Origin of the sequence: Flavobacterium sp. GCM10022190, assembly GCF_042656445.1 — a bacterium.
Lineage (GTDB): Bacteria > Bacteroidota > Bacteroidia > Flavobacteriales > Flavobacteriaceae > Flavobacterium > Flavobacterium nitratireducens.
Window position 1 is genome coordinate 1,019,216 of the sequence record NZ_JBHSOQ010000001.1, and the last position, 16,080, is coordinate 1,035,295.

Annotated in this window: 12 protein-coding genes and 1 tRNA gene; 12 read left to right on the forward strand and 1 reads right to left on the reverse strand. The window is 31.4% G+C overall.

What is annotated here, in order from left to right; genetic code table 11:
- Nucleotides 1–228: 228 nt before the first annotated feature.
- On the reverse strand, nucleotides 229–516 hold the full coding sequence (locus ACFPTQ_RS04275) for a hypothetical protein (protein WP_278034275.1): 288 nt from the start codon (nucleotides 514–516) through the stop codon (nucleotides 229–231).
- A 110-nt stretch (nucleotides 517–626) separates the two neighbouring features.
- Between ACFPTQ_RS04275 and ACFPTQ_RS04280 the strand changes: the two genes are divergently transcribed.
- The 12 genes from ACFPTQ_RS04280 (at nucleotide 627) to ACFPTQ_RS04335 (ending at nucleotide 15,910) form a co-directional block, all read left to right on the forward strand.
- Nucleotides 627–1,205 (forward strand): RNA polymerase sigma factor, encoded by a 579-nt coding sequence (locus tag ACFPTQ_RS04280; protein WP_379774288.1) that lies wholly within the window; start codon nucleotides 627–629, stop codon nucleotides 1,203–1,205.
- 9 nt (nucleotides 1,206–1,214) lie between these two features.
- Entirely contained in the window at nucleotides 1,215–1,937 is a 723-nt protein-coding gene (locus tag ACFPTQ_RS04285; RefSeq protein WP_379774290.1) for a tetratricopeptide repeat protein, read from the forward strand.
- Between the two features lie 153 nt (nucleotides 1,938–2,090).
- A complete protein-coding gene (locus ACFPTQ_RS04290; protein WP_379774293.1) occupies nucleotides 2,091–2,870 on the forward strand; it encodes a TatD family hydrolase in 780 nt (259 codons plus the stop codon).
- Between the two features lie 61 nt (nucleotides 2,871–2,931).
- Nucleotides 2,932–4,074, forward strand: coding sequence for a 1-acyl-sn-glycerol-3-phosphate acyltransferase (locus ACFPTQ_RS04295; protein WP_379774295.1), 1,143 nt, complete (start codon nucleotides 2,932–2,934; stop codon nucleotides 4,072–4,074).
- Nucleotides 4,058–5,089, forward strand: a complete 1,032-nt coding sequence (locus tag ACFPTQ_RS04300) for an asparaginase (RefSeq protein WP_379774298.1) — start codon at nucleotides 4,058–4,060, stop codon at nucleotides 5,087–5,089. Before ACFPTQ_RS04295 ends, ACFPTQ_RS04300 begins: the two co-directional genes overlap by 17 nt.
- Nucleotides 5,090–5,143: 54 nt before the next feature.
- A tRNA-Ser gene (locus tag ACFPTQ_RS04305) sits at nucleotides 5,144–5,230 on the forward strand.
- 212 nt (nucleotides 5,231–5,442) lie between these two features.
- The gene (locus ACFPTQ_RS04310; RefSeq protein ID WP_379774300.1) at nucleotides 5,443–5,988 is read left to right on the forward strand and encodes an RNA polymerase sigma-70 factor; all 546 of its coding nucleotides are present in this window, start codon (nucleotides 5,443–5,445) and stop codon (nucleotides 5,986–5,988) included.
- A 141-nt stretch (nucleotides 5,989–6,129) separates the two neighbouring features.
- Nucleotides 6,130–7,317, forward strand: a complete 1,188-nt coding sequence (locus tag ACFPTQ_RS04315) for a FecR family protein (RefSeq protein WP_379774302.1) — start codon at nucleotides 6,130–6,132, stop codon at nucleotides 7,315–7,317.
- A gap of 163 nt (nucleotides 7,318–7,480) precedes the next feature.
- A complete protein-coding gene (locus tag ACFPTQ_RS04320) occupies nucleotides 7,481–11,011 on the forward strand; it encodes a SusC/RagA family TonB-linked outer membrane protein (RefSeq protein ID WP_379774304.1) in 3,531 nt (1,176 codons plus the stop codon).
- Nucleotides 11,012–11,023: 12 nt separating this feature from the next.
- Nucleotides 11,024–12,427: a RagB/SusD family nutrient uptake outer membrane protein gene (locus ACFPTQ_RS04325; protein ID WP_379774307.1), complete on the forward strand. Its 1,404-nt coding sequence runs from the start codon at nucleotides 11,024–11,026 to the stop codon at nucleotides 12,425–12,427.
- Nucleotides 12,428–12,494: 67 nt separating this feature from the next.
- On the forward strand, nucleotides 12,495–14,492 hold the full coding sequence (locus ACFPTQ_RS04330; RefSeq protein ID WP_379774309.1) for a TlpA family protein disulfide reductase: 1,998 nt from the start codon (nucleotides 12,495–12,497) through the stop codon (nucleotides 14,490–14,492).
- Nucleotides 14,493–14,557: 65 nt separating this feature from the next.
- The gene (locus ACFPTQ_RS04335; protein ID WP_379774312.1) at nucleotides 14,558–15,910 is read left to right on the forward strand and encodes an alpha/beta hydrolase family protein; all 1,353 of its coding nucleotides are present in this window, start codon (nucleotides 14,558–14,560) and stop codon (nucleotides 15,908–15,910) included.
- Nucleotides 15,911–16,080: the final 170 nt, after the last annotated feature.

Consider the following 16,080-nt stretch of genomic DNA (forward strand, 5'->3'; position numbering starts at 1 on the left):
TGTTATATCAATTACTTTGATTTTTTGTTACCCTTTAATCTGAATTTATTTCAGATTCTTTTTAAAAAACTTTTTTTAATTCTGTTTTCTATTGGTATATCAACAAGCTTTAAAAATTGTTACCCTAGTATTTTAATTTTTTTCAAAAGGATGTTTTTTTCAATGTTTAAGAGCGTTTATATTGCTATATCAACAGAAGTTTCGAATTGTTACCCCCTTTTTTATTTTTTATACTTCTAAACATTTTTCTTCAAAAACATTTCCGTCTTCATCAATGGCAATAAGGATTTCCTTTTTAGGGATATGTGTTAGTGTACAGTAGATCCAGACGATTGACCAAATACCAATGGTGAGAATAAAAAGACTTAGGTGTAAATTGTGATTAATCTTTTTTTGTTCTTTTGTTAAAACAACATACGGCAATTTGCTATTGTATTCAGTGATTATAAAACCTGCTTTTACTTTTTTTGAAAGTTTCTTTGAAAATTTTTGAGAGGAATAAGTACTGATTTCCATGGATTCTAAATTTAGATTTTTTATATATCCAATTGGTTCTGCAAATGTTACCTGTGTACTTCCTAATTTTTTCAGGATTCTTTTTTACATTAGCATATAAATTTTTTACTATGTCAAAAAATGTATTGCATCCTGATCAATATCTAATAGAAGGATTGGCGAATAATGATTCGGCAATAATTCGGTCTATTTATAAAAAGTATGTTCCCAAAGTGGTTTCTTATATAAGGAACAACTCTGGCGATGAAGATCAGGCACAAGATGTGATTCAGGAAATCATGATTTTGTTGTTCAATCAGGCTAAAGCCAAACAATTGCAATTGACTTGTCCTTTTGATGCCTACTTTTTTTTGTTATGTAAAAGAAGATGGTTAAATGAGCTTAAAAAAAGTTCTAATAAAGGGGTAACAATTTCCGAGGATTTTACATCTACTAATGAACCCACAGAAGAAATGGTGGCTCAAACAGAAGTCTTTGAAGAAAAGCAACAACTGTTTGATGCAATGTTTCAGCGATTAGGCGAAAAATGTCAGGAAGTTTTAAGGTGGAGTTTTACTTTAAAATCTATGGAAGAAGTTGCCCAGAAGCTCAATGTAAGTTATGCTTATGTTCGAAAGAAAAAATCGCTATGTACAGGCCAGCTGACACAATGGATTCAAGAACATAGTAGTTTTAAATCATTAAAATAGTAAGGAGCCATGAAAGACGAGAAATACATCTTATTCGACCAATATTTGCAAGGCGAATTATCTGGGGAAGCACGCTTGGATTTTGAAAAACAACTTTCAGAAAATAAGGAACTAGCCTCGGAATTTGAGACTTTCAAAGAAGTACAATTGCAATTAGCAACCAAATTTGATTTTGCTGTAGATAGAGATACTTTTGAAGCTAATTTGAAAAAGATTTCGGAGGAACATTTTAAAGCAAAGCCAGCTAAAGTAATTTCATTGCACACCTGGACTTATCTAGTGGCAGCCTCGGTGGTGCTGCTTTTAGGATTGTTTTTGTTTAATCCATCTGAGCCTGTTTTTGAAGATTACAATCAATATGAAACCGCTTATTTGAGCGAAAGAGGAGCGGTAATCGAAAGTTTGAAACCAGCTGAAGCAGCATTTAATGCTAAAGATTATAAAACGGCTATTCCGCTTTTTGAGTCCATTTTAAAAACAAATAAAACAGCCGAAATACAGTATTTTTATGCTGTTTCTTTGTTAGAAAATAACCAAATCAAGCAAGCCGAAGCGGAGTTTAATGCGTTGAAATCAGGAAATTCAATTTACAAAAACAAAGCGATTTTTGGTTTGGCTTTAGCCAAATTAAAACAAAAAGACTATAAAGGATGCAAAGAAATCTTAGTAACTATTCCATCCGATTATGAAAACTACGATAAGGTTCAGGAGTTGTTAGATAAGCTGGATTAAACAGAAAATTCAAATTACTAAGGCACAAAAGAGTAAGGATATTTTACACTTTTGTGTCTTTTTTGGTTTAAAATGATTTTTAAATAAAAAAAACGGCTCTTTTGTGTTGATTTCTTATAAAACTTTAGAACTTTGCGCTTTTAAAAATTACCATTGGAAACTAAATTAATTATTACCGATACGCATACCCATTTGTACAGCGAAGAATTTGATCAGGATAGAGACGAAATGATGCAAAGAGCTTTTGAAGCTGGAGTAACACGTTTTTTTATTCCCGCTATCGATTCGGCTTATACCGCTGCAATGTACGATTTGGAACTAAAATATCCTGAAAATATTTTTCTGATGACCGGAGTGCATCCTACGCATGTGAAAGAGAATTATGAAGAGGAGTTGCAACATGTAGAAGCAGAATTAGCAAACCGAAAATTCTATGCTATTGGCGAAATTGGAATTGATTTGTATTGGGATAAAACCCATCTGAAAGAACAACAAATCGCTTTTAAAAGACAGATTCAATTGGCAAAAAAATACAAATTGCCTATTGTTATCCATTGTCGTGATGCTTTTGATGAAGTTTTTACCGTTTTAGAAGAAGAAAAATCAACTGATTTATTTGGGATTTTTCATTGCTTTTCGGGTACTTATGAGCAGGCTTTACAGGCTTTGTCCTATAATATGAAGTTAGGAATAGGAGGAGTGGTAACTTTTAAGAATGGTAAGATTGACCAATTTTTACATCAAATAGATTTAAAACATATCGTTTTAGAGACAGATGCTCCTTATTTAGCGCCAGTTCCTTTTAGAGGGAAAAGAAACGAAAGTAGTTATTTAGTCAATGTAATTGATAAATTATCACAGATTTACGGTGTTTCTGAGGAAGAGATCGCGAGAATAACTACTGAAAATTCGAAAGCAATTTTTGGGATTTAATGTAGAATTCGCTAAAATATAATATTTTTTTTGTTCATTTGTTTTTCTAACTAATACCAAAATGCAAAAGTTTGACGAGATTCGGCCTTATTATGATTCCGAAATAAATAAAGCCCTAAAAGGAGTGATTCATCATCCGATGTTAAAGTCATTGATGAATTTTTCTTTTCCTGATGTAGCCGATGAGGTTTGGAAAGAACAATTAATGAAGACACATTCCATTCGTGATTTTCAATGTAATTTTATCTATCAATCGGTTCAAAAAGTCTTAGAAAAAAGTTCTGAAGGCTTATCAACTTCAGGTTTCGAACATTTAGAACCTAATACTTCGTATTTGTTTATCTCTAATCATCGAGATATTTTACTAGATACCACTTTGTTAAATGCTACTTTATTTGAGCATGATTTAGTGATGACGGCTTCGGCCATTGGAGATAATTTGGTAAAACAGCCTTTTTTACATGTTTTGGCCAAATTGAATCGAAATTTTTTGGTTCAAAGAGGTCTAGGGCCAAGAGAAATGTTGCAAAGTTCGAAGACGTTGTCTGAATACATCAATCAATTGTTATTGCACGAAAATCGTTCGGTTTGGATTGCGCAACGCGAGGGAAGAACCAAAGACGGAAATGATGCGACCAATCCTGGGGTATTAAAAATGATTGGAATGGCTTCAGACGAAGCGAATTTGATGGATTATTTCAAAAAAGTAAAGATTGTTCCCGTTTCTATTTCCTATGAATACGATCCTACTGACGCTTTAAAAATGCCACAATTATTAGCCGAAGCGAATAACGAAGTGTATGTAAAGCAGGAAAATGAGGATTTTATGACCATATTGAGTGGCGCTCTTGGACAAAAGAAACGCATTTATATTCACATTGGAAAAGTTTTAGATACTGAAATTGATGCAATCATTGCCGAAAATGATAATGTAAATAAACAAATTCAGGCTTTGGCTCAGGCAATAGATGATTCTATTTTAAATAGTTATAAGCTATGGCCAACAAATTATATTGCCTACGATATTTTGAATGAAACCGATAAATATGCCGATCAATATACCGAGGATGAAAAAGCAGTTTTTGTGCGTAGATTAGAAAAACGTATTGATGCTTCTAATCCGATTGCTTGGCAAGGAATATTAGCCATGTATGCTAATCCTGTAGTCAATAAATTAAAATATTCTCATGAACTCAAGGACTAAAATTCTTTTAATTTATACCGGTGGAACCATTGGTATGCGCAAAGATTTAAAGACAGGCGCATTAAAAGCGTTCAACTTTAGTAAATTGTTACAAAGAATTCCTGAGTTGAAACAATTGGATTGTGAAATTGAAACGCATTCCTTTCAGAATCCAATTGATTCTTCTAATATGAATCCAGAACATTGGAAGGCTATTGCCAAAGTAATTGAGATTAATTATTCTCAATTTGATGGTTTTGTAGTACTTCATGGTTCAGATACGATGTCTTATACTGCTTCGGCATTGAGCTTTATGCTTGAAAATTTAGCAAAACCTGTTATTTTAACGGGTTCGCAATTGCCTATTGGCGACTTGCGTACCGATGCCAAAGAAAATTTAATTACTGCTATTCAAATTGCTGCTATGCGTGATAATGAACAAGCAGTTATTCGTGAAGTATGCTTGTATTTTGAATATAAACTTTACCGCGGTAATCGAACTACTAAAATGAGTTCGGAAAATTTTAATGCATTTGCTTCGCCAAATTACCCTGATTTGGCCGAGTCAGGAGTGTATTTGAATTTTAAAAACGAATTATTTTTAAATCCAATCAAAAATAAGCCTTTAGTAGTTAATTATGATTTTGATTCTAATGTGTTTATTATCAAAATGTTTCCTGGAATTAGTGAAGCTATTTTTAATGCTATTCTTGCCATTCCCGATTTAAAAGGAGTGGTATTAGAAACCTACGGATCAGGAAATGCTCCTACAGAAGAGTGGTTTTTAGCCACTTTAAAACAGGCTATTCAAAATGGAGTTCATATTGTAAATGTGACTCAGTGTTCGGCGGGCAGCGTGAATATGGGGCAATATGAAACGAGTTCGGATTTGAAGAAAATAGGAGTGATTTCAGGAAAAGACATCACTACCGAGGCTGCTATTACTAAATTGATGTTTTTGTTATGTCAAGAAATTGAAGCAAAGGATTTTAAATCTATTTTTGAAAAATCACTTAGAGGAGAATTGACAGAATAATACAAAATTTGTTTTTCTAACTCAGTTTTTTTTGTGTTATTTGCAAACCAAAATAGAGAGGTGTCCGAGTGGTTGAAGGAGCAAGCCTGGAAAGTTTGTATGTGGGTAACTGCATCGTGGGTTCGAATCCCATCCTCTCTGCTAATTAAAATTTTAAAAAAAACCAACAAACCCTTTTAAACAGTTGTTTAGAGGGGTTTTTATTTTGTTGCGATTTTTCTTGAATTTTTCATAAAATTTTAGTTTTTGTTATCAATTTATTACGTCTTTTAATGTTCGAATTTTATTTAGTTGTTAAAAAGACTATTTTTGAATTGCTTATCAATCAATATCTAGAATGATAAATTATTTTAATGGCAGAATTAAAAAAATTAACGGCAAGTGAGTATAAAAATATTTACGATACAATGTATTCTGTATTGTGCTTATTTGCAAATACATATGTTAATAATTTGGATTTGGCCAAAGATATCGTTCAGGATGTTTTTATAAAAATTTGGGAGGATAATATTGAATTTCACAATCAATTTACTGTTAAATCTTATTTGTATACTTCTGTACGAAATCGATCATTAGATTATTTAAAAAGTCACCGAGTAAAAGTCACTGAATCACTTGTTGTTGATGATTTTATAGATGCAGAATCCGATCCTTTTTTTCTGCAAGAAGTTGTTATTGCCGAAACTACAAATATTATAGACAATGCAATAAATACACTCCCAAAGAAATGTGCGCAAATTATTAGGTTAAGCGTTAAAGGAAAAAGTAATGCTGAAATTGCCGAAGAATTAGGCTTGTCATTGAATACCATTAAGGCTCAGAAAAAAATAGCTTATAAGAGACTTAAACCTTTATTAGAGCACTCTTTTGTGCTTATTGCATTTGTATTTGATATATAAAATATATTAAATTATTTCTTGCATTTCATCGATAATGTTATGGAATGTTAGATGTTTTTAAAAAAACATTAAAAAAAAATTAATAATTTTTTAACCCCATATTAATTTTTTGTCGTCATAGGATAAAATAAGCCTCCGCAAATGACGATTTTACATAAAATATTACAACTTTCAGACCAAATTGCAGTTTCGCTTTTAAATAACAAAAAGGCGCAAGCACTTGAAGAAACAGATTTGTTTTCTGAAAGTGAAAAAACTACAATATTATCCAATATTACGGACCCAGATAAAATTCAATCCCGTAAGGAGTTGCTCCATCAAATTGATAAAAAAGAAGATTGGAAAAAAATAAAAAGCAAAATTCAATTTGAAGAAACTACTCCCGTTAGATATCTTACTTTTTTCAAGTATGCTGCAGCCGTATTACTTTTGGTAGGAGCATCTTTTTATTTTTTACAAACTACAGTTTTTGATTCTGCTAATAGTGATGCTGTTGTTGTGGTAAAAGATTTGGCTCCAGGAACAGATAAGGCCACTTTAACTTTGGCAAATGGTAAACAAGTTGCATTAGTCAATGGAGTAGGTTATAATGCTAATGGAGTTCAAAGTAATGGAAAAGAAATTGTTTATAGTTCAGATGTAAAGGCCGCTAATAATGAATTCAATTATTTGTCCATACCAAGAGGGGGACAATTTTATCTTCAATTGTCTGATGGTACTAAAGTTTGGTTGAATTCTAAATCGGTTTTAAAGTATCCTGTTCTTTTTGGTGGAAATCAACGTACCGTTTTTTTAGAAGGGGAAGCTTATTTTGAAGTTTCTAAAAATCCGCATAAACCATTTAATGTTGTTACAAAATCAGGAAAAATCACTGTTCTAGGAACCCAATTTAATGTGAGTTCGTATGCAGAGGATAATTATTTTGCGACCACTTTAGCGGAAGGAAAAGTTCGATTATCAGAATTAAAGACCACAGTTAGTAAAGATAAAGTTATTGATTTGAAACCTGGTCAACAGGCAAATTATCATCCTAATAATGGAGGAAAACTTATTGTTGGAACTGTAGATGTGGAAAAATTCTCGGCTTGGAAAGAGGGTAAGTTTTATTTTGAAAATGAAAGCCTTAAAGACATCTTGAACAAATTAGCCCGTTGGTACAATTTTGATGTTCAATTTGAAAATAACAAAATTGAAGAAATTCTTTTTACAGGTTTTGTTTTAAAGCAAGAAAATTTAAGTCATATTCTAGAAATTATAAGTAAGACATCAAATATAAAATATACAATAACCGAAAAAAATCAAAACTATGAAGTAAAAATCATGCAGTAAAAAAAACCGGAAAATGCGGCAACATTATCCGGTGGTAATTATTTAGTAGAAAAAAAGAGTTCACCCATTTAACTAACTAAACGTTTTTAAAATTATGAAAAAAAAACTATCCGCAAAAGATTACGATCTAAAATCGATTCTTCGGGATAAAATTCTTTGTGTTATGAGGAAATCCCTAATTCTTTCAATATTTTTTGCCCATATAGCATCATTTGCTCTAGGTCAAAAAGTTAATGTTAACATCAAAAATGAACCGATATCTTCTGTATTCAAAAAAATAAGTAAACAAACTAAATTAGAGTTTTTTTATAGCGAAACTGTTTTTGATTCCAGTAAAAAAGTATCTGTTTCTGCTAATAATATCGAAGCAATGTCTTTGATAGGACAAATTATTGGAAACAAATATAAGGCGGAGCTGGTTGATAAAAATAGAATATTAATTGTTTTAAATAATTCAACCACAAATGCAATTTCTAAACCTACTGCTAAATCAGTTGTAGCAGCAAAAGTAACTGGTGTAGTTAAAAATGCTAAGGGAGAAGCTCTTATTGGAGCAACTGTATGGTGCAGGGGAACTCGTTTTGGTTCGATAACTGATGCAGAAGGTAAATTTGAAGTTGAAGCTAAAAAAGGAGATGTTTTAGTAATTGACTATGTTGGTTACGAACGAAAAGAAATAACGATTACTGATGAATCTAAATATTTGGAAGTTGTTATGGTTTTTGCTGTAAGTAAATTAGATGAGGTAAAAGTGGTTTCTACGGGTTATCAAAAAATTGATAATGAACGTTCTACAGGTTCGGTTTCGGTAGTGACAGCCAAAGATTTGGAGAAAATACCTGTTTCGAATGTGATGCATCAATTAGAAGGACAGGTGTCAGGATTAGCAGTAGATATTTTAGATTCTGACAATACTTTTGTTTACGGTAGAGTTTTTGGAGATGGTGCAGGTTCTACTAGTTATAATTTTAGAATCCGTGGTCAATCAACTTATCGATCAAATGGAATGCCATTAATCGTTTTAGATGGAACTCCTACAGAATTAGATATTCGTACATTAAACCCTGCCGATATTGAAAAAATTACCTTTTTGAAAGATGCAGCAGCAGCTTCTATTTATGGAGTTCGTTCAGCTAATGGGGTAATGGTTATTGAAACAAAAAAAGGAAAATTAGGTAAGTCTCGTATTTCTGTTGCACAAAATTACAGCATATCTGCAAAACCAAATTTGGCTAGTTTGCCATTGATGAATTCTAGTCAAGTTCTAAATTTAGAACAGGAATTGGTTGATAAAGGATTGGCTTTTGATCCTAACTCGGCTTTTAATTTGTTCTCTGCAATTCCTATTAGTCAAGGAATGGAAATTATGTTTCAAGAGAAAAGAGGAACAATTACTGCTGCAGAAAAAAATGCAAAATTAGATATTTTAAGAAATAGAAGTAATTACGATCAGATTCAAAAATATTTGATACAACCAGCTGAGTCTAGTAATTACAATATTTCATTAAGTGGAGGTAAAGACGATTACAGTTATTTTACTTCTGCTGCGTTTTCAAAAGAGAAACCAAATTCTGTTGGTGATGAAGGAAAGAGAATGACTTTTACAGTGAATCAGGATTTTAAATTATTTAAATCATTAAAATTAAGTACCAGTTTAAAAGGATCTTTTTTTAATTACCTTCAAAACGGTTTAGGTTTAAGTCCTTTAAATGCTAGTTTAACAACCTTGTTGCCATATGATCAGCTAGTAGATGATAATGGAAAATCAGTTGATTATTTTAGAACTTTTTATTCTAAAAATAGTTTGGATTTACAATCAAAAGGATATTTGCCTTGGACGTATAACTTTATAGATGAATTAAAAAACAGTAATAAAGAAACTAAGGAAAATAATTACTCTGCAAATATTGCATTAACATTACCTCTATTTAAAGGTTTAGAAGCAGTAGGGACATATTATATAGAAAATTCGGATCTAACAAATACGAATATTTACAATGATAAGATGTATTATACTAGAGATCTAATAAATTTAGCAACCTACTTAAACCCTAATACTAATGCTTTAACTTTTGGTTTGCCTAAAGGAGGTATTTATCAATCAACTGAGAATACTAGAAGTAGTTATACTGCAAGAGGTCAGTTAAATTATGATCTATTAATAGCTGATAAGCATAAAATTGATGCCTTAGGAGGTGTAGAGTTAAGACAGGTTAGAGAACAGATTTCAGGAAGAACTTTGTACGGGTATAATGAGAATACACAAACATCAATTGATATCCCATCTATAAATTATACTTCTGTTTACGGATTTTCAAGTTCAATGTCTTATGGTAATACCCAAAAAGATCAACGTCGTAGATTCTTATCGTATTATTCTAATGCAGCTTATTCGTTTGATAATAAATACGTTATTTCTGGAAGCGTTCGTTTAGATGATTATAATAATTTTGGTGTAGATAAATCATTACGAAGAACTCCTCTTTGGTCTACAGGGGCAAAATGGAATGTGTTTAAAGAAGCATTTATGAATAAAGCTTCTTTTGTATCTAATCTAAGTTTACGTTTAAGTTATGGTTACAACGGTAACATCAGTTTAACAACTTATCCGTTTACTAACATTTCATTAGCTGCAACGGATTCTTATTCACAATTACCTTTTGCATTCATTTCAGCTGCAGCTAACCCAACTCTAAGATGGGAAAAAACAGGAGTATTTAATGTTGGGGTAGATTTTGGATTTTTTAATTCAAGATTGAACGGATCTTTTGAATATTATAAAAAGAATAGCAAAGATTTAATTCAAGAGTTTCCAGTTTCTCCATTTTATGGTTTACCAAATAACAGTTTGACACGTAATACTGCAACTTTAGTTGGTCATGGAATCGATTTGAATTTAAACGGTGTTTTAGTTCGTAATAATGACTTTGGTGTCGATTTAAATTTAGTTACATCGTATAATACTAATGAAGTTACTGATTCTAGGTATACAAGTTATACGTCTTATCTGAATGGAACAGGGAGTACACCTCCAATTGTAGGTTATGGCTTGAATAGTATTTTTGCTTTCCGTTCAGCAGGATTAGACGCGAATGGTCGTACTCAAATTTATGATAAGCAAGGTAATATAGTTGCCTATAATAAAATTTTAACTGATATTGAAGACATGAAATACATGGGAACTTCAACTCCTCAATATTATGGAAGTATAAGTTCGAATATTAGATTTCATAAATTGTCTCTATATTTATTAGCTACTTACAAATTAGATTATGTGTTGTTTAAGCCTACATTTCAAACCTATGTAGATCGTTATGGCTCTTTTTCAAAATATGATTTAAATCAAGATATTGATAACCGATGGAGAGTACCAGGTGATGAAGCTAAAACTACGATTCCTGGAGTTCAAGGTATGTCAGGATATAGCCATGGACGTTATTACTTTAGTGATAATCGTGTGATTGATGGAGATCATATTCGATTTAGAGAAATTTCATTAAAGTATGATCTTTCATCGTATTTGAAAAAAACATTCATCAATAATGCTTCACTAACATTTGCTGCTAGAAATCTAGGTATTATTTGGCGAAAAAATAAGGATAATATTGATCCTGACTTTTTACCATACACGGGTGGAACTATTAAACTACCACCAGTAGGGATGTATACATTAGGACTTAATGTTAACTTTTAATTGTTTTAAAAAATGAAAAAATATTTAATAGGTATAATGGCTATTATCACGCTTTTTACTAGTTGTGATAATTATGTAGATATTAAAACGGAAGGTAAATTAATACCTGAAGAGACGGTTAATTTTAGGTATTTACTAAATAATTCTTCGATTTATAATAAGTATTACGGATTAATAGATGTTGCTTCGGATGATATTATCATGAGAGATGACCATGCTACATTTTACCAAAAAAATTATTCTTCTGCATTTTATCGTCCGTATCTTCAGGCGTATAAATGGGCTGATTCGATTTATTTTGCGGGTGAAACAGATTCTCAAATGAATGTGATGTATACTACATTGTATTACTCAAACGTAGTCATTGCTGATGTTATGAATAGTAAAAATGGAACCTACGAAGAAAAATTAAAACTAAAAGGAGAAGCTCAGGTACATCGTGCTTTTGCTTTCTTAAATTTGGTTACTATTTTTGGTAAAGCCTATGATGAAAGCACATCAAGCGCTGATTTGGGTATCCCTATTTTTACAACGCCTACTGTAAATGAAAAAGTTGAAAGAGCATCAGTTAAAAAGGTATACGAAACGATTATTTCTGATTTAACTGAAGCTGCAAATGCAGGATTGAATGATATAAATACAGGAAGAAATGTGGTATTCCCTTCTAAGGCTGCTGCATACGGACTTTTAGCAAGAACGTATTTGTATATGGGTAATTATACAGAAGCATTAAAATATGCCGAACAAGCACTTACACTTAAAAATTCGTTACTTAATTTGGCAAATTATATCAATACTGGTGATGGCGCTTTCCCAAGATCATTCCAAGATCCAGAGTTGATTTTATCAAAACAAACCACAACTTATTCTAGTTCGCCACTTTTCTTGTCAATTAGTGATGAGTTAATCAATTCTTTTGATACTAAAGATTTGAGATATGAAAAATATACTCGTTCAATAAATACACTTACAAGAGGTACACTAACGCAAGGTAGAGCCTTATGTAAAGAGATACTTACTGGTGAATCAAGAAATGCAGGACCAACAGTTCCTGAAATGATGTTGATTAAGGCAGAATGTTTAGCTAGAGCTAATAATGCCTCTGGAGCGATGGATGTGATAAATACATTACGTAAATCACGTTTCAGAGCCGCAGATTATTATGATTTGACTGCAACTGACGCAACTGATGCTTTGGTTAAAGTATTAGCCGAAAGAAGAAAAGAATTAATGGGAGTAGGCGGATTCCGTTGGGCAGACTTAAAACGTTTGAACAAAGAGAGTCGTTTTGCTAAGACAATAACACATCCATTCCTTACCCAAACATTTACAATTACTCCTGGAGGTAATAGATACCAATTTCCTTTTGCTCCTATTTATTTCGAATTGGCACCAGATTTGCAACAAAACAATTAGATAAATACAGCCTTTAAATTAAATACTTGTCCGAGATAATTCTCGGACAAGTTAAATAATTCATATTATGAGAATATTTAAATTATTAACACTACTTTTAGTTGTTAATTTTTCTTTTGTAGTTAACGCTCAAACAAAAACCTTTGAAATAATTCCCGAATTTCCAAAACCTGGAGAACAAGTAACTATTTCTTATAATCCAACGAATACAAATTTAAAAGATGCTACCGAGATTACTGGATTAATGTATATCTATGACGATTTTCGATGGATTATAAAAGATATAACACTGAATAAGACAAAAGCCGGTAATTGGGAAACTAGAGAGCAATTAACTAATCATGCGTCATTAATCAACTGTGTTTTTAATTCAGGTTCAAAAATTGACAACGGTGGAAAATTAACCTATACATGGATGTTGCAAGATGAACCAGGAGGCTTCTTGGCATGGGGAATTCTAAGAAATGCAAATTTTAAAGACCAAGTCCCTGTAAAAGTTGATGAAGCTTCTTTTATTCAAGATTCAGTGGCTTTGATGTGGGTTAAAAATGAACTGAAATATTTTCCGAAAAGCCGAACAAAAGTTTTTTATGAAGGACTTTTATTAAGTAAAAAAGTAAATAATCTAGGTTTTGACGATCGTTGTAAAAAAGAACTTCGATATGTTTTGACCAATAAGTTAAATAATAGAGAGCAATATTCAGTTCAGAAAGCCCTACAACTTTTAGATGTAACAACTCAAAAAAGCTTTATTGACTCTGTTCAAAATGCACTTTTAAAGTCTTATCCAAATGGTGTATTGGCTAGAGATTTGGAGTTGAAAAAAATATTTTTTCAATCCAATATTGATTTGAAATCTAAACTATTTTTCGATTTTGTAAAAAAATATCCAAAAGCAAATTATGAAGACGTTTATACTGATATGGAAAATTTGTATGCCGATAAAATTTATAAATCTATTGCATATAATGCTGTTTTAAAAAATAAAGATTATTCTTTAGTTCTAAATAGTCTAAAAGAAGTATCGTATACAAATTTATTAGATTTTAGTTGGCATCTTATTTCTATTCCTTTTGATAGAGATCAAGCTGGAATTGAAAAAGCTTCTCTAGAAACATTAAAAATGTATGTAGACGCAATTATACCCGAATTAGAAATTCGAGAAACAGTTGTTCCTAAAGAATACAAAGGGATGTTATCTCTTAATCAATGGCGAGGATTATCTTTAGAATATGCAGCTAAAGAATATTTTACCGCCTCAAAAATGTACGAAAGATTTAAAGATTTCAAAAAATCAGATAGATTATTAGAAAAAATAAAATCAGTATTAGCCTATAAGAATTCTTCTTTCAATGAGGTGTATTATCGAATGTTAATTCGTAATGGAAGAATAGAAGAAGCTAGTACTTTTTTTGGAATTTGTGTTAAAGAGAATAATGTGACTCCTGAAATGTTGACAGTTGCAAAAGATTATTTTGTGAAAGCAGGTGGAGTAAATTCTGAATTTGAGAATTATTTAAAAACCTTAAAGTCGGATGATAAAATCAAAGAACATAAAGACAAATTATTGTCGGAGTTAGTGAATTTACCCATTGAAAGTTTTTCACTTGAAAGTAACAAAGGTTTTAATGTAGTATTAAGTGAATTAAAAGGTAAAATTGTAGTGCTTGACTTTTGGGCAACTTGGTGTGGGCCTTGTAAAAATGCGATGCCAGGAATGCAAATGGCTGTGAATCGTTTTAAAAATGACGATGATGTTAGGTTTTATTTTGTGGATACTCAAGAAACTATCAAGGATTACAAGAAAAAAACACAGGATTATATCAAAGAAAAAGGATTTGATTTTACCCTTCTTTACGACAATAAAAATGAGTTGACAGGTAAAATGGATGCCACTTATGAAAAATATGCCAAAGCCTTCCATTTCTCGGGTATTCCTCAAAAAATGATTATAGACAAGGAAGGAAAATTACGTTGGAGGTCTACAGGTTATTCAGGTAGTCCAACAGAATTAGCAGATGAAATTGCTATTATTGTTGAGTACTTAAAGACTGAGAAAAATTAATGAAAGTATTATTTAATTCATATAGAAAAAAGAGCATCTTTTTAGGATCGTTAATTTTTTTTATAGTGTCCTGCCAGTATAGTTTAGCACAAACCATTTGGCAAGGTCAGTATCATTCCTACAGGGTTATTTTGTCTGGGGATTTGGCTAAATATAAAACCGATTCTTTAAGTGTTAAAATACCTGAATTAGAGATAGATAAAAAAGTAATAACAACAGTAAAAGAAGATAGCTTATCTTTTAAAAATGAAATGTATGGTTTTTCTTTTAAAGGGAAATACAATGAGGATAAAAGCGCAATTTCAGGAATTTTTAATTATTACTCCATTCCAAATGCAGCAATTGTTTTAAAGAAGGAAAAGGAAATAAAGCCTCTTTTTTTTAAGCAACATCCTCAAAAACCATTGCCATATCAAAATATGGACATTATTTTTTTAGGGAATAAAACGAAGCTTACTTATGGTGGGACATTGTGTATACCTGAAAAAATTAAAAAATATCCATTGGTTATCTTATTATCAGGAACCGGGCAAAACGATCGTAATTATACCTATTTTGGTAGAGAATTTTTCACCGTTTTAGCTGATTATTTAGCACGAAATGGGATAGCTTCTTTGCGAATAGACGACAGGGGTATTGGTAAAACGACTGGAGACTTTGAAAAAGCAACTACAGGTGATTTTGCTAATGATACTGACGATGCCATTACTTTTTTGAAAAGTATGAAAGGTATAGATACGTCTTTCCTAGGCTTGTTAGGGCATAGCGAAGGAGGAATGATTGCTTCAATTGTGAGTGCTAGAAATCCAAATGTGAAATTCATGATTAGCTTGGCAGGAGTAGGACTTAGTGGTTTAGAAATGTTAAATCTTCAAAATAGAGCGATTTTAAAAAGTTATAAATTTTCAGATGAAGTGGTAGACAAGCAAATGGAATTGTATACTATTTTATTCAAAGCCGTTTATGATACTAAAAATGAAGAGTCTGTAAAGCCAATTATGGAAATCAAATTGAAGGAGTGGATGCAAAAGCAGGATTCTACTATGTTGAAAAAAATGCAACTATGGGACGGACGTGATCAAACTTTTTTATACCGTTATTCTCGTGACGCAGATAAAAGTTGGTACCGTTATCATATTCATTACAACCCCGCAGACTATTTACCTAAGATTACATTTCCAGTACTGGTTGTAAATGGAGATAAAGATATTCAGGTTCCTGCTGATGAAAATATTAATTCTTTTAAAAAGTATCTTAAATCTAAGGATTTAACGACAAAAGTATATCCAGGATTAAATCACATGTTTCAACATTGTACAACTTGTACGCAAAAAGAAATCAAAGAATTAGATGAGGTTATTGCAGTTGAAGTATTGTCAGATGTTGCAAATTGGATTAAGCAACGTTTTAAAAAATAAGTATTTATTAGCTGTTTAGTTATAAGTACTTTACTTTTTTGATTATAATTTTTATGAAATAAAGTAAGCGTTGCAAACCCAATGTTTACTATTATTGTATACTGTTCTCCAATTTTCTTGGAATAATTAGCAACTCAAGTTTAGTTAGTTTAAAGAAAAAAAACCATAAA

Excerpts from the sequence above, each read along its gene's own strand:
- ACFPTQ_RS04275 (WP_278034275.1), bottom strand. The coding sequence starts at position 516 with ATGGAAATCAGTACTTATTCCTCTCAAAAATTTTCAAAGAAACTTTCA.
- ACFPTQ_RS04280 (WP_379774288.1), top strand. The coding sequence starts at position 627 with ATGTCAAAAAATGTATTGCATCCTGATCAATATCTAATAGAAGGATTG.
- ACFPTQ_RS04285 (WP_379774290.1), top strand. The coding sequence starts at position 1,215 with ATGAAAGACGAGAAATACATCTTATTCGACCAATATTTGCAAGGCGAA.
- ACFPTQ_RS04295 (WP_379774295.1), top strand. The coding sequence starts at position 2,932 with ATGCAAAAGTTTGACGAGATTCGGCCTTATTATGATTCCGAAATAAAT.
- ACFPTQ_RS04300 (WP_379774298.1), top strand. The coding sequence starts at position 4,058 with ATGAACTCAAGGACTAAAATTCTTTTAATTTATACCGGTGGAACCATT.
- ACFPTQ_RS04310 (WP_379774300.1), top strand. The coding sequence starts at position 5,443 with ATGGCAGAATTAAAAAAATTAACGGCAAGTGAGTATAAAAATATTTAC.
- ACFPTQ_RS04315 (WP_379774302.1), top strand. The coding sequence starts at position 6,130 with ATGACGATTTTACATAAAATATTACAACTTTCAGACCAAATTGCAGTT.
- ACFPTQ_RS04320 (WP_379774304.1), top strand. The coding sequence starts at position 7,481 with ATGAGGAAATCCCTAATTCTTTCAATATTTTTTGCCCATATAGCATCA.
- ACFPTQ_RS04325 (WP_379774307.1), top strand. The coding sequence starts at position 11,024 with ATGAAAAAATATTTAATAGGTATAATGGCTATTATCACGCTTTTTACT.
- ACFPTQ_RS04330 (WP_379774309.1), top strand. The coding sequence starts at position 12,495 with ATGAGAATATTTAAATTATTAACACTACTTTTAGTTGTTAATTTTTCT.